The following is a 14,687-nucleotide window of genomic DNA, read 5'->3' as shown; positions in this document are numbered from 1 at the left end:
CTGATTTCCTCGGGGCGCGCGACTTGTGCCCCGAGGCCCAATACAAAGGTCTTCCTAAATGACGCTTCCGTTCAGGCGGGCAGTGCTTGCCTTGCTGGTCCTTGTGGCCCCTACCCTTTTGCAAGCGCAATCCGCAGACGCCCCGGTGCAGCAGGTGTTGCAGTCCCACGCAGAGGCGATCCAGAAATCCTCTCGCAAGACGATTGGCCCCGCGATCGACGCGCTGGCGCAAAGTGGACTGCCGGAAGCGCAGACCGTTCTGGCACGTTGGCAAGCCAAGGACATGTGGTTCAACAAAGAAACCGGTCTGTTTGTCTTTGCCTCAAAGGCTGACGGTGGGTTGCAGATCTTCGATGTATCTGACGGGGCCGAGATCGGGATTGTCGACAAAAAGGCATACAAACAACTCAAACCTAATTCTGGTATTCGCGGGTTGATCGCGTCTGCTCTGGTGCAGTTTCAGTTGAACGACCCCAATCCCAGAACCCGCGACGCTGCTTTGACAGCGATTGAGCGAGACGCCGAAGCGTCGCACCTGTCTGCCCTGCGGGGTTCCATCGAGGCTGAACAAGACGTCGACCTCAAGGCGCGCAAAGACCGGTTGGAACGCTTGCTCACCATTCGCTTTGATGAGGATGAGGCCGCGAGGCTTGCTGCAATCGACAGCTTTGCCGGCGATCTCGGTGTTGATGTCAGGGCAACGCTCAATCCTTTGGTTTCATCCGAAATCAAGGTCGCAGATGAAATCCCGGACGGTGCGATTGGCATTGAGGTCGGATCAGACGAGCTGACGCAGGACCAGGCCTATAACCTGCTTGTCGCAAATGGGTTGGCCCCGGAGCCGGTGGATGCCGCAGCGGTAAAGCAAGCCCTGATCGCCAACATAAACGGCGATACCGTCGCGGGTGTACAAGTGGCCAGCCTTGACGAGGACGCCGCCCGAGAGGCCGCGTATCAGGTGTTGGCCCAGCAAGGTCTTGCCACCCCGCTGGTGACACAGGAAGATATAGCCGAAGCCGTTCAAAAGCATAAGTTTTTCAAGGTTTACGTGTCGGCCCCCCTTCCTATCGCCCTTGCTGCGCAGGCGGCTTTGGAAAACATCGAAACGCAGGTTGCTTTGAACCAGACAGCGGATTTGGTGTTGGACGCGTTGTCTCTGGCCTCGATCTATTTCCTCGCTGCGATCGGTCTTGCGATCACCTTCGGGGTCATGGGCGTGATCAATATGGCGCATGGTGAGTTCATCATGATGGGCGCCTACACCGGCTATGTGGTGCAGTTGTTCATTCCTGACCTGACGCTTTCGATCCTTGTCGCCATTCCCTGCGCGTTTCTGGTGACCTTCGGGGCCGGAGTTCTGCTGGAACGACTGGTTATTCGGTGGCTGTATCACCGCCCGCTAGAGACGTTGCTGGCAACCTTCGGTGTCTCCATTGCCTTGCAGCAACTGGCCAAAAACATCTTTGGCACGCAGGCTCGCCCTCTGACGGCTCCGGCATGGTTGGATGGGTCGATGGTTCTGAACGACATCGTGTCGATCAGCTATATCCGCATTGCGATCTTCGTTCTGGCGCTGCTGTTTCTGGCCTTGTTCCTTATCGTCATGAACCGAACCCGGCTGGGGCTAGAGGTGCGGGCTGTGACCCAAAACCCGCGCATGGCGTCCTCGATGGGCATCAACCCGGACCGGATCAACATGCTGACGTTTGGTCTGGGTTCGGGCATCGCGGGCATCGCCGGCGTGGCCATCGGGCTTTACGCCAAAGTCACGTCCGAGATGGGCTCTGACTACATCGTGCAAAGCTTTATGACGGTGGTCGTCGGCGGCGTTGGCAACATCTGGGGCACGCTGCTGGGCGCGACGATGGTTGGAACGCTGCAAAAGGGGATCGAGTGGTTCAACCCGTCCAATACGCTGGCGGCGCAGACCTACATGATCCTTTTCATCATCCTGTTCATTCAATTCCGACCGCGCGGCATCATCGCGCTCAAAGGTCGGGCGGCGGAAGCGTGATATGGTTGACATGACTTCCACAGCCGAGCCGATACGCAAGCCGCTGGTGCTGCGCTATCCCTCTGTCGCGATCTTTCTGATCATCCTGTCCCTGTTTACGGCGATCATCACCGTTTTGGGCGAAGGGTTTGGCATCGGGCTGATTTCCACCAGCTTTATCAAGACGCTGGGCAAGACGCTGTGCCTGTGTCTTGCTGCGCTGGCGATGGATCTGGTGTGGGGATACACGGGTATCCTGTCGCTGGGGCACATGGCGTTCTTTGGCATTGGCGGCTATGCCATCGGCATGTGGCTGATGTACGCCCGGACCGAGATAATCGTGGTCGACAGCCTCGCGGCCTCTGCCTTGCCGCCGACGGCCCAGGAAATCTCGGATGGCATTGCCACCCAAATTTTCGGCGTTGTCGGCGCGTCCGAGTTTCCCCCGATCTGGGCCTTCGCACATTCCCTGCCGCTGCAACTGGCCGCTGTCGTACTGGTGCCCGGTCTGCTGGCCCTTGTCTTTGGGTGGCTGGCGTTTCGCAGCCGCGTGACCGGGGTCTATCTGTCGATCCTGACGCAAGCGATGACGCTGGCGCTGTCCCTGTACCTGTTCCAGAACGACAGCGGGCTGCGCGGGAACAATGGTTTGTCGGGACTGCAGAACCTGCCGGGGCTGGACTCGGTGCCGCAATCAACGGTTTCGATCCTGTTCTTCTGGGCGTCCGCCTTGGCGCTTGGCCTTGGCTACCTTGTCTGCGCATGGGTGGTGTCCGGCAAATTCGGATCGGTCATTCGCGCCATCCGCGACGACGAAAGCCGCGTTCGGTTCCTTGGATACTCGGTCGAAGCCTACAAGCTTTTCATCTTCACCTTCACCGCCGTGATCTGTGGTATCGCGGGCGCTTTGTACTATCCACAGGCGGGCATCATTAACCCGGCCGAAATTGCGCCCATTGCGTCAATCTATCTGGCCGTTTGGGTGGCGATCGGGGGGCGCGGACGGCTGTACGGTGCGGTGATTGGCGCGGCCTTTGTCTCGTTGCTGTCGACATGGTTCACGGGCGGGCAAGCCCCCGACATCTCGCTTGGGTTCTACACGATCCAATGGGTCGACTGGTGGACCATCCTGCTTGGGTTCTCGTTTGTTGCGGTCACGCTGTTCGCGCCCCGCGGCATAGGGGGACTGATCGACAAGCTTACAGAGCGCCGCGCACCGGATCGACATGGGGCCGACCTGGGACCAGACCGTGGATCGCTGCGCGAAAAGGAGGCGAATGAATGAGCACGCTTCTCGAAGTCTCCGGCGTCTCTGTATCCTTCGACGGTTTCAAGGCGATCAACAACCTGACGTTCCAAATTGGTCCGGCCGAAATGCGCGCCGTCATCGGCCCGAACGGGGCGGGAAAGACGACGTTCATGGACATCATCACGGGCAAGACCAAGCCGGATGATGGTCACGTTCTGTGGGGCAAAAAGTCGGTCTCACTCCTGTCCATGAGCGAAAGTCAGATCGCGCAGGCCGGAGTAGGACGAAAGTTCCAGCGACCGACTGTTTTCGAAGACCAAAGCGTCCGCGAAAACCTGATGCTTGCCCTGAAAAACAAACGCGGGCCGATGGCTGTACTGCGGTTCCGGGCGCGTCAGGAAGATCATGAGAAGGTCGCAACGCTGGCCGAGGAAATCGGACTGCAGAGCGCCTTGGACCGCAAAGCCGGTGAACTTAGCCACGGGCAAAAGCAATGGCTTGAGATCGGGATGCTGCTGGCTCAGGACCCGCAATTGCTGCTGGTCGATGAGCCTGCAGCAGGGATGACCCCGGCAGAGCGGAAGCATACGACCGACATTCTTGTCGAAGCGGCCAAAACCCGGGCCGTCGTCGTTGTCGAACACGATATGGAGTTTGTCCGTCGCCTGAACTGCAAAGTCACCGTGCTGCACGAGGGATCGGTTCTGGCCGAAGGATCGTTGGACCATGTCACCCGGAACGAAAAAGTAATCGAGGTTTATCTTGGCCGCTGACCTTCTGAATATCTCCGATCTGACCCTGCACTATGGCGGCAGCCAGATTTTGAACGGCGTCGACATTACTGCGCGTCAGGGTCAGGTGACCTGCGTGATGGGCACAAACGGCGTTGGAAAAACAAGCCTTTTGAAAGCGATATCCGGCACGCATCCCCGCAGCGGTGGCGACTATGTGCTGAACGGCGAAGAGATCGGCAATACCACGTCTTTCGAGCTCGCCCGAAAAGGCGTGGCCTACGTCCCGCAAGGGCGCGAGATTTTCCCGTTTTTGACGGTGCGCGAAAACCTTGAAACCGGCTTTGCCTGCCTGCCCCGCAGCGATCATACGATCCCCGACTATATCTTTGACCTTTTCCCGATCCTCAAAGAGTTCCTGTCGCGGCGCGGGGGCGACCTGTCGGGGGGGCAACAGCAGCAGCTTGCCATTGCACGTGCGTTGATCACAAAGCCAAAGCTGTTGCTGTTGGACGAGCCGACCGAGGGTATTCAACCCAACATCATCAAACAGATTGGCGAAGTCATTCGCCTGCTGCGTGATCAGGGTGAAATGGCCATTATCCTGGTCGAACAGTACTTTGAGTTCGCCTATTCGCTTGGCGATGACTTTCTGGTGCTAGAGCGTGGAACGCCATTCCTGCAGGGCGCCAAATCCGAGGTCGGAGAGGAACAGCTAAAGTCCGCGGTATCGGTCTGAGCCGCCTAAGTATACGCCGCCGGAATGTCGGCGGCTGACGGGCGGTCTGCCATCAGCCGCTCAGCGCGTGACTTTTTCGTCAATACCCAAGACGCTCTTTGGCTTCGGGAATTGTCGAATTGTCCGCCAAGGCTTGCTTGGCGATCTTTGCGGCCGCGTCGTAGCCCAGAATGGGGGCCAGCTCAGTGGCCGAGACGAGACTGTTGGCCAGCAAATCCGAACAGCGATCATGGTCAACCTCGATGCCCGCGACACAGCGTTCGGTCAAAGTGGTCATCGCGCGCCGTAGAATGCGGATCGAGTCCAGCAGACGGAAGGTCACGATCGGCTCCATCGCGTTGAGCTGCAATTGACCGGCCTCTGCGGCCATCGTGATGGTGATGTCATTGCCGATGACCTGGTACGCAACCTGGTTGACCACTTCGGGGATCACCGGGTTCACCTTGCCCGGCATAATCGAGCTGCCGGCCTGGACCGGAGGCAGTCGGATCTCGCCGATGCCCGCCCTTGGACCGCTGGACAGAAGGCGCAGGTCGTTGCAGATTTTTGAGATTTTGACGGCAACACGTTTCAGCACACCCGAAAACATCACCAGCCCGCCCAGGTCGGATGACGCCTCGATCAGATCTTTGGCGGGAACAAAGGACAGACCGGTCACGGCGGAAAGCTGCGCGACAGCCACTTGGGTATAGCCATCAGGCGCGTTTGCGCCTGTACCGATCGCTGTGCCACCCAGATTGACCTCAAGCAGCAGGGCGGAAAGCTGCCGGGTGCGTTCGATGTCTTCTTCGATAGTGTTGGCAAAAGATGCAAATTCCTGCCCCACGGTCATGGGGACGGCGTCCTGCAGTTGCGTTCTGCCAACCTTGGGAACGTCGGCAAAGGCGGCGGCACGGTCCCGGAACGCCCGCACCAAATCCTCTTGCGCCGTGGTCAGTGGTTCCAGCATGCGCAGAACGGCCAGACGGATCGCTGTCGGATAAACATCGTTGGTCGATTGCGAGCGATTGACGTCATCATTGGGATGCAGATGGGCATAATTGCCGGGTACATGGCCCATCTTGATCAGCCCAAGATTGGCGATCACTTCGTTGGCGTTCATGTTGGTCGAGGTGCCCGCCCCGCCCTGAATCATGTCGACGACAAAATGCTCATGATGGTGCCCGGCTAAAATCTCGTCACAGACGGCCTCGATGATGCGGGCCTTGTCCGGGTCTAGAACTCCGGCGATCAGGTTGGCGCGGGCGGCGGCCTTTTTGACAAAAGCCAGAGCCTCGACCAGTCGGGGGAAGTGATGAAGCGGAACGTCCGAGATTGGAAAGTTGCGCACCGCTCGGGCGGTTTGAATGCCGTAAAGCGTATCAGCGGGCAGCTCGACAGAGCCGAGTGAATCGGTTTCGGTACGATTTGTCATTTTCGGGAAATCCAGTGGGGGATGCGGTGCCCCGACAATCCGGGGCACCGAAGTAACTTATTTGAAGCTGTAGATCGGGCTGGTCCAGGCAACGTGACCGTCCTCAAGTACAACGCGCGCAAAGATCGCGCTGTCGCCTGTTGCAGGGATCTTGACCTCTTGGCGGATGGCCATTTGCGTTTCGGTCCGTTCGTCGGGCAGACGCTGGACCATCAGAACCTTATCCATTCCGCCGCATGTGACCTGGACGCCTTCGACCCCGACATCGGCCAAAGCAACCTCAAGATCACCCTGGTTCGTCTTGATGGTCAGCTTGGCATCCGCGGCGGCATTCTCGACCCACAGGTCGACCGATTGCGCGCCGCCGGTGGTGACACTGGTCCAATCGATCTGAGTGTCGGACACCTGCTTGGGCTGTTTGTCGGGGTTGTAGAAGTTGGTCGCCTTGATGCGCGAGATCGTGCCCCCGCTCAGCGTGGCCGATGCGTCCCATTTCACCAGACGTTGGCGACCGCGTGTCTCCTGCCCCTTGCAGGTGATCTGATAGCGCGCACCCAGGTCGGCTTCTCCATAGGGGCGGACGCGTTGCAGCAAATCCAAACCGTCAAAGATTTCGATCTTGTCGATCGGGCATTGCGCCGAGACTTCAAGATCAAAAATGGCGGTGTCCTGGTTGGTCTGCACGATGTCACCCATGATCGCTGTGGTCGATTCATCATAGGCGTCGTTGTCCAGCGACGGGTTGCGCACAAACACGCGCGCCGGTTCCGCATAGGTCATTTCGGCTGACATGAACAGGCGGGCACCGGTTGTGGCATAGTGGTGGCGGCGGCGGAACTCTTCGAACAGGTGGTCGCGCGTCAGGTCCGGCAGCAAATGGCAGGTCAGCCCGCCATAGGCGCCAAACTTTGCGTCCCCGGGGTAGGATGCGCCGGGGCGGCCCTTGTGCCCGTCCGATCCGGCCACGATCCCGATGCGATAGCCCATCTTCATCGCATCCTGAACGATCCAGTCGAACGTACCCCAGCTGGAGTGCACTTCGACCGACGGCTCGACACTGGCGTCATGAGCATAGGTTACATCGGCAAAGCGACCGCCGACATGGGGTACGACCAGAACATCCTCGTGCTTGAGCGCATCAAACAGCTCGGTCACGTCATGGCAATCGCTTTCGGGGCGTGATTTGTCTTGCACAATCGCGCGGGATGAGCGATAGATCGGGCGCCCCTCGTTGCGGTACCAGATGTTGTGGTCACCACCCAGACCGGTGTTGCCGGACCATTCGTAACCGGGCAGCGCCAGGAACTTGCCTTCTTCGTTGAACTCGGCTGTCAGCGCGTTGATTTCGTCCCAGAACGCATCCGAGATCTGAAAGTCGTTGCCCTGATGGCCGGTGATGTCCACGAATGAGCGGTATTTGGCAAAGAAAAAGTAGTCGCGTGCCGAACCCGATCCGATGGTCTCGCCCGATTGGCCGTGCATGTCGGACCAATAATGCGCGACCTTCGATTTGGATGACACCCGCAGCGGGTTCGATTTGGCCACAACTTCGCCGTCGATCAGCGCCTCGATGGTGTAGTCGCCATCTTCGGCGACGGTCAGATCGTCCAGCACCACCGAGAAATCACCGGCCTTGAAGCTGACCGTCTCGGGCAGACCGTTGATTGGCTTGTTTGACCGCAGCGTGACCTCACCGTCGAACTTGTCCGACGGGTTGCCCCAATTGTCTTCGGATTTGACGATAAAGCGGAACGGCTGATCCGCGCGGCGCAGGGTTGGCAGGATCGCTTTCCACAGTTTCGGCGCGCCCGGCACGATGGTGATATAGGGCTGTCTGTCTTCTTCCAGCGGCGTGTAGTCGACAGTGGCAAAGGCATCAACGGTGACGCGGAACTGATGTTCAGCCTCGATATGGGTCTGGGTGCGCACACCGGGGGAACCCTGACGCTGGTCGCCGATGCGAAAGGTGATCTGATCACCGGGTTTCAGGAACTGCTTGCACAGCACGGTGATGCACAGACCCCAGGGGCGCAGGTTGCGTTTATAGCTGAAATCGGCCTCGAACGGCGCGCCGTTCGATGTTTCGATGGTCAGGTAACCGGGGGCAGTCGGGTCGTCCATTTGCAGCGGGGTCATGTCCGAATGGGTTCGGAACGCAACTTTCAGCCCACCCTGATCGTCGACGCCGAACTTCCCGGCGGTGTAGACCAGCGTGTAACTCTGCCACGAGCCGGCCTCGATCGGGCCTTGTGGGGTCACCGTGGCACTGCCCATCAGGTCGCGGCGGTAATCGTGGTTGGGCATATCGTTTTCCTTTCAGATGGCACAGAGTGCCCGTTCACACGCGCGACGCGGTGCGTTGTAGAGGCGGGAAAGCCTGCAAATTGCGAGCTTTCCCCAATGGTTGGTTCAGTTAAGCGTCTTTGAGCGACGCTTCTTTTGCCTGTTTGCTCAGGCTGCGGGCGCGGGCCACGACGGCCGCTACACCCAGGATCAAGAAGGCCAGTGCCACGGGACGGGTGAAGAAGATCAACGCGCCATGATCCGATAGCAGAAGTGATTGGCGGAACGTTTCCTCGGCACCGCCGGCAAGGACAAAGCTGATGACAAAGGCCGCCGGGTTGAAGTCATAGCGCTTCATCAGCCAGCCACCAAAGCCCGCGATCACCATGATCAGGACATCAAACATGCTTCCGCGTGCAGAATAGGCAGCGACGAAAGACGTCAGGAAGATCACCGGATAGAGCACATCCGTCGGGATCTTCAGGATGAAGCGACCGACAAAAGACGCGCCGTAATAGCCAATCAGACCGTAAGCGGCGATGCCTACCAGACCACAGGCAAACAGCTGATAGATCAGCTCTTTCTGGGTCAGGAACAGCGTCGGGCCGACCTGGATGCCGTGGATCAGGAACACGCCCACAAGGATCGCGCCAATGGTCGAGCCCGGAATGCCAAGCGTCAGCAGTGGTGCCATCGACGGACCGGAAACCGCGTTGTTGGCAGCTTCGGGCGCGGCGATCCCTTCGAGGGCACCTTTGCCCCATTCCTCGGGGTTCTTGGCTCGGCGTTTTCCTTCGCCATAGGCGACAAAGGCCGCAATAGCCGAGCCAAGCCCCGGGAGCATCCCGATGAAAGATCCAATGAAGGAGGAGCGGATCACATGCGGGATACAGGGTTTGTATTCTGCCCAGGTCAGGCGGTTCTTGGCGCGCGCATCTTCGTTGTCGGGATCGTCGAACTGTTCGATGGGCTTGCCGCGTGCTTCAAGCTGCGAGAACACCTCGCCCAGAACGAAGATACCGATCATCAGCGGCACCAGCGAAATTCCATTCGAAAGATCGAACGAGCCGAAAGTGAACCGCTCTTCGGATGAGATGGGGTCGAGGCCCACCATCTTGATCAGCACACCAAGGGCCGCTGACGCCAAACCGCGCGTAATGGATTTGCCGATGACCGAACCGATGACCACAAAGGCCGCAAAATACACCGCAAACAGTTCCGGCGGGCCCAGTTTCAGCGCGATTGCAGCGATAATGCCGACGCCAGCGATCAACAGGATTTCGCCCACATAGTCGCCGATGATGGACGACACAGTGGCGACTTTCATCGCTTTTGAGGACATCCCCCGCTTGGACAGGGGGTAGCCGTCGATCTGCGTTGCGGCCGACGCCGCGGTGCCAGGGGTGTTAAACAGGATGGCCGCGATCGAACCGCCGTAGCGCCCCGATTTGCCAATGACGTAGAGAAACGCCAATGCGGCCAGGGGTTGCATGTAAAAGGTCACCGGCAAAAGCATCGCGATAGCGGCAGATGCGGTCAGACCGGGGATGGCGCCAACCACCATGCCGACGATTGCGGCGGCGAAGACCCACATCAGAATGATCGGATCACTCAGGACCGATGCCAGGGCTGCAAAGATTTCCATGGCTTAATACCCCTGAATGATGTCCAGCGGCTCGAACCATTCCCCGTAGGGTGGGTAAACTCCGAGCAGGACAAAGAAAATGACGTGGTAGACCGCGGGGCAGACAACCGCAGCGATCAACAGGCCAATCGGGTTGCGAACGCCAAAGATCATCAGCGCTCCGACGGCGGCCAGACCGGTGCTGATCAGATAGCCGATCTTGCCGATCAGCCAGACATAGGCCAGCGACAGGATCAAAAGGGCCAGAATGCGCCCCATAGTGCTGCGGTCTCCGCCGCTTGTTGCAACTGGCGGCGGAGATTTCAGGCCTTTGGCGCACTCCGCCACGCCCAGGATGACCAGCGCGACCGACCCGACAAGCGGAAAGATACGGGCGCCCCAGCCGCCATCAGGATCGGGGTTGATGCCCATGCTGGCGACGACAGCCACCAGACCGAACAGGGTCATCAGCCCCCCTATGACCGTGTTTGTGTTCAGAGTGCGCGACGACATGGCTTAGCCCTGACTTTTCAGTGCGCCGATGATCGAGGACACGTTGTCCTTCATTGAGCGCAGGTTTGCCTCGGCCTCGGGTCCCGGCAGGAAGACCGGCGCATTGCCGCGTTCCGCCATCGCGTTGATAAAGGCCTCGGATTCAGTGATTTCCTTCATCGCAGCTTCCAGACCGGCCACGACATCGTCCGGCGTGTCCTTGGGAGCAAACATGATGATGGGCGAGCTGACGTCGACCGCGTCATACCCTGCTTCGGCAAAGGTGGGCACTTCGGTCATGAAGGCGTCGCGCTGGTCCGAATTCAGGGCAAGCGGGCGCAGTTCATTTTCGAAACCGGCGGCCTGCTGGATGCCGATCATGCCAAAGTCGACCTGTTCGCCGATCAGGGCTGCACGCGTGGCCGAGCCGCCTTTGAACGGAACACCAACCGCTTCCAGATCGTTGGAATCCAGGAAGCCCTGCCCGGCAACGTGGTGGAAGCCACCATTGCCGGTGTGCGCCCAACGCACCTCGCCCGGACGGGCCTTGACGTCTGCGACCAGATCATCCAGCGACTGATAGGGGCTGTTCATAGGCACCATCAGCGAGGTGGTCAGCTTGCCGATCTGTGCCACGATGCGGAAGGAATCCAACGGCGTCACGTCGGTGTCGCGCAGCAGCGAGGTCAGAAGGAACGAGCCAGCCGAGGTCAGCAGAACGGTCGTGCCATCAGGGCGCGAGCGGGACGCTTCGACAGCCCCGGTAATACCGGACGAGCCCGGCTTGTTCACGACAACGAAGGGCACGGGGAACAGGCCATCGCCAGCGGATGAAACGGCGCGGGCATAGCTGTCAGTGCCACCGCCGGCCTTGTACGGCAGGATGATGTTAACCGGGCGGCGCGGCTTCCATTCCGCGAAAGCAGCCGTGCCCGACAAGGCCAATCCGACCGACGCCAGTGCGGATGTTTTCAAAAAGGTTCTACGTTCCATGATGTCCTCCCATCAGATGTTACTGAGGCGCGCCAACGGCAGAGGCCTCGCCGATCTTTGCAAAGTTACTTGAGCGGAGAAGCAAAAAAAAATTATAAACATTTTACGAGTAATTCAGAAAAGCTGAATAACATGAACCTCAAAAGCTTGCGTGTCTTTGTCTTAATCATGGAACACGGAACGCTTGCGCGGGCGTCTGAGGTCATGCGACTGAGCCCTCCTGCTGTTAGCCGTTTGCTCCGTATGCTTGAGGATGAGATGCGTCAGCCGCTGTTTGAGCGCGTCAAGAAACGGCTTATCCCAACGCAGGCCGGTGAGCAGCTTTTGCCCGAGGCTCTGCGCATTTTGGCCGGTATCGACAGCCTGCCCGATTTTCTGGAACGTGCGCGGCAAGAACAAACACCTCCGTTACGGTTGATTTCGCATCCGCGCATGGCGAATGGTTTGATGCTGCCGGCGATCCGGCGGCTGTCTGATGAGATACCGGAAGCGCGTGTGCGATTGGAAGTGCAGCCGCGCCAGAGTTTTGGCCGGTATATCGTCCAGGACCAGTTTCACCTGGGCCTTGGGTCTTTGTCGGCCCATTGGGAGGATTTGGAAAGCCAATATCTATGTGAAACCCCATTGGGCGTTCTGGTGCGCCGCGATCACCCCTTGGCACAACATGACGTGCTGCATATGCGTGAGTTGCAGGGGATGGACTATATTGCACTGACCGAAAACACGCTGCTGCGCCAGTTGGTCGAAGCAAACCTGATCAAGACGGACATACAGCTAAAAACGCGCCATGAAGTGTCGGTGTCTGCGGTGGCTCACCAGCTTGTGGCCGGTGGGCAGGGCTTTACCATCACCGATGCAATCGCAGTTGGGCTGGACATGCCGGAAACGTTGAAACTGATCCCGCTAGAGCCGACAAGCCACCTCAAAGTGGGTTTGTTTTTGTCCAAAAGCAAACTGCGGCACCCTTTGATCGATCCCTTCGTCAAACACTTGAAGCAGATTGTCGAAGAAATCGCTGACGCACATAGTTAGTCAGTTTTTTGGAACAAGGGTAAAGAAAATTCGAATTTTCAGATCATTTTGATCTGGTTACGCTCTGAGGAAAACAATCCTATCCCGGAGCCGACATGCCCCTGACCACCGCTTTCCCCGACGTTCCCCTCGATCCCCGGCGCAGCCTCGAGAAGCCCCGCACATCCGGGCTGACCATGGTGACCGACTACCAAACAACGCTCGAAGGTCTGCGGGGGCTGCTGGAACTTGGTGGCGCTTACTTCGACATCTTCAAAGTGGCGACGGGCACGTCCCGCCTGTTCCCGCGCGAGCATTTGGTCGCCAAACTGGCGCTGCTGCGTGAACATCAGGTGCGCCCGTTCCTGGGTGGGCAAATGCAGGAATATGTTCTGCACACCATGGGCGTAGATGCGATGGAAAACCACCTGAAAGAAGCCAAAGAAGTCGGTTTCGACATGGTGGAAATCTCGGACAATATCGTCGATCTGGGCGAAGGCACCCGCGATCGGCTGATCCGGATGGTTCAGGACGCAGGCCTCGCTCCGGTGGGTGAAATTGGCGACAAACGTGACAATTCGGACCCGGCCGAGATGGTCAGGGAAGTGAACGAAGTGCTGGCCTCGGGTGCCAAGATCGCAATGATCGAAGGACAGGAGCTGATGCTCAATGGCGCGCCAAACAAGGACCTGATCAAGGTTCTTCAAGACAACGTAGATGTCAGCCGATGCATGTTCGAACTGTCCACGCCGCGCGTGGGATCGACCACCCCGGAAATCTATGCGGGCAAAAAGTTCCTGGTCAAAACATTCGGACCAGACGTTAACCTGGGCAATGTGACTGCCGATGTGGTTATCGAGACGGAAACAACCCGCCTTGGTCTGGGTTCGGCCGGTCCTTTGTCGTTGATGTGATCGCGAAGAAAGGACTTCTACCCATGGGCTCAGGTACACAAGGACCTCTTGTCGGGATCAAGGTGATCGACTTTTCGCATGTATTGGCCGGTCCGGCATGTGGCTACTTCCTGGGCCTCTTGGGGGCCACCGTGATCAAGGTTGAAAGCGTCAGCCGCGGTGACGCGATGCGCTATCGCGGCGGTACCGATGCCGAGCGGTCAGCCAATGGCATGAGCACCGCCTATCAGGCACAGGGATCGGGGAAGGCCTCGATCGCGCTGGACCTGAACAGTGCGGAGGGCAAAGAGGTCATGCAGCGTCTGCTTACGCAGGCTGACGTCTTTGTGGAAAACCACCTGCCCAGCACAATGCGGGACTTTGGACTGGACGAAGAGACCCTGCGCTCTAGCCACCCGCATCTGGTTCACTGCGCTATGACGGGTTATGGGCGCGGCGGAGATATGGCCGACGCTCCGGCCTATGACGTGAACATTCAGGCCGCTTGCGGGATCATGACTTTGACCGGCACATCCGAAACGGGCCCGCTGCGCACCGGGGCGCCGATCATGGATTACGGCGTCGCGCTGGCCGCCGGATTCGCCATCAGCACAGCGCTGTTTCAGCGGGAAAAGACGGGCAAAGGCAGCTTTGTTGACGTCTCGATGCTAGAGACCGGCCTGACCCTGATGACCTCAACCATCGTCGACTATCTGGCGACCGGGACCGCGCCGAAACAACGCGGCAATGCCGCCAACAGTCGAACGCCCGGTGCGGGCAGCTTTGCCTGCAAACAAGGGGTTCTGTCCCTGGGGGCAAACGAAGAACCGCAATTCGACCGCATGGCGCATGCTCTGGGTCGATCGGTCTGGCTTTCTGATCCGCGCTTTCAGACCGGTGCGGCCCGGCGTGAAAATGCCGCCGAACTGGAACGCGAACTTGCAGAGATCCTTTTGACGCGGACCGCTGCCGAGTGGGAAGAGATACTGATAGCGCATCACGTCCCCGTGGCGCGGTTGCGCACCATGCCCGAATGTTTGGACATGCCCCAAGTGGCGGCCCGCGGGTATCTGCACAAGGGAGAGGACGGGTTGGTCGTGCCCACCCTGCCCTTCCGCATCGATGATGCACCCGTCCATGCCCCGAACTGTCCCCCTCCCAGCTTGGGTGCTGACACCGAAACGGTCCTGTCCGGACTTGGCTATGACCCGGTCGAGATTGCGCGGATGGTCGAAACGGGCGCGGTCCGGACGGCTGCCACTTAA

General features: G+C 59.0%; 12 protein-coding genes. 7 read left to right on the top strand and 5 right to left on the bottom strand.

Going from position 1 to position 14,687, the window contains the following annotated elements:
• Positions 1–58 precede the first annotated feature (58 nt).
• From urtB to urtE, 4 genes are read left to right on the top strand one after another with little or no spacing between them, the layout of a single operon-like run.
• Positions 59–2,014: an urea ABC transporter permease subunit UrtB gene (gene urtB, locus ACR0MV_RS08495; protein WP_480701797.1), complete on the top strand. Its 1,956-nt coding sequence runs from the start codon at positions 59–61 to the stop codon at positions 2,012–2,014.
• 10 nt (positions 2,015–2,024) lie between these two features.
• On the top strand, positions 2,025–3,278 hold the full coding sequence (gene urtC / locus ACR0MV_RS08490; protein WP_480701872.1) for an urea ABC transporter permease subunit UrtC: 1,254 nt from the start codon (positions 2,025–2,027) through the stop codon (positions 3,276–3,278).
• A complete protein-coding gene (gene urtD, locus ACR0MV_RS08485; protein ID WP_480701796.1) occupies positions 3,275–4,015 on the top strand; it encodes an urea ABC transporter ATP-binding protein UrtD in 741 nt (246 codons plus the stop codon). Before urtC ends, urtD begins: the two co-directional genes overlap by 4 nt.
• The gene (urtE, locus tag ACR0MV_RS08480; protein ID WP_480701795.1) at positions 4,005–4,712 is read left to right on the top strand and encodes an urea ABC transporter ATP-binding subunit UrtE; all 708 of its coding nucleotides are present in this window, start codon (positions 4,005–4,007) and stop codon (positions 4,710–4,712) included. Before urtD ends, urtE begins: the two co-directional genes overlap by 11 nt.
• A gap of 79 nt (positions 4,713–4,791) precedes the next feature.
• On the opposite strand, the gene ACR0MV_RS08475 is transcribed toward urtE, so the two are convergent.
• The 5 genes from ACR0MV_RS08475 to ACR0MV_RS08455 form a co-directional block, all read right to left on the bottom strand.
• Positions 4,792–6,126 (bottom strand): aspartate ammonia-lyase, encoded by a 1,335-nt coding sequence (locus ACR0MV_RS08475; RefSeq protein WP_480701794.1) that lies wholly within the window; start codon positions 6,124–6,126, stop codon positions 4,792–4,794.
• A gap of 57 nt (positions 6,127–6,183) precedes the next feature.
• A complete protein-coding gene (locus ACR0MV_RS08470; RefSeq protein ID WP_480701793.1) occupies positions 6,184–8,430 on the bottom strand; it encodes a DUF3604 domain-containing protein in 2,247 nt (748 codons plus the stop codon).
• A gap of 109 nt (positions 8,431–8,539) precedes the next feature.
• Positions 8,540–10,054 carry a tripartite tricarboxylate transporter permease gene (locus ACR0MV_RS08465; RefSeq protein ID WP_480701792.1) on the bottom strand — a complete coding sequence of 505 codons (1,515 nt, stop codon included), beginning with the start codon at positions 10,052–10,054 and terminating at the stop codon, positions 8,540–8,542.
• Between the two features lie 3 nt (positions 10,055–10,057).
• Entirely contained in the window at positions 10,058–10,546 is a 489-nt protein-coding gene (locus ACR0MV_RS08460; RefSeq protein WP_480701791.1) for a tripartite tricarboxylate transporter TctB family protein, read from the bottom strand.
• Between the two features lie 3 nt (positions 10,547–10,549).
• Positions 10,550–11,518 carry a Bug family tripartite tricarboxylate transporter substrate binding protein gene (locus ACR0MV_RS08455; RefSeq protein WP_480701789.1) on the bottom strand — a complete coding sequence of 323 codons (969 nt, stop codon included), beginning with the start codon at positions 11,516–11,518 and terminating at the stop codon, positions 10,550–10,552.
• A 132-nt stretch (positions 11,519–11,650) separates the two neighbouring features.
• Between ACR0MV_RS08455 and ACR0MV_RS08450 the strand changes: the two genes are divergently transcribed.
• From ACR0MV_RS08450 to ACR0MV_RS08440, 3 genes are all read left to right on the top strand, one after another.
• Positions 11,651–12,550: a LysR family transcriptional regulator gene (locus ACR0MV_RS08450; RefSeq protein ID WP_475205873.1), complete on the top strand. Its 900-nt coding sequence runs from the start codon at positions 11,651–11,653 to the stop codon at positions 12,548–12,550.
• A 95-nt stretch (positions 12,551–12,645) separates the two neighbouring features.
• Positions 12,646–13,443, top strand: a complete 798-nt coding sequence (locus ACR0MV_RS08445; protein WP_480701787.1) for a phosphosulfolactate synthase — start codon at positions 12,646–12,648, stop codon at positions 13,441–13,443.
• Positions 13,444–13,466: 23 nt separating this feature from the next.
• Positions 13,467–14,687, top strand: a complete 1,221-nt coding sequence (locus tag ACR0MV_RS08440; RefSeq protein ID WP_480701785.1) for a CaiB/BaiF CoA transferase family protein — start codon at positions 13,467–13,469, stop codon at positions 14,685–14,687.

It is taken from the genome of Ruegeria sp. BC3 (genome assembly GCF_056539265.1).
This window is presented reverse-complemented; position numbering and strand designations above follow the sequence as displayed.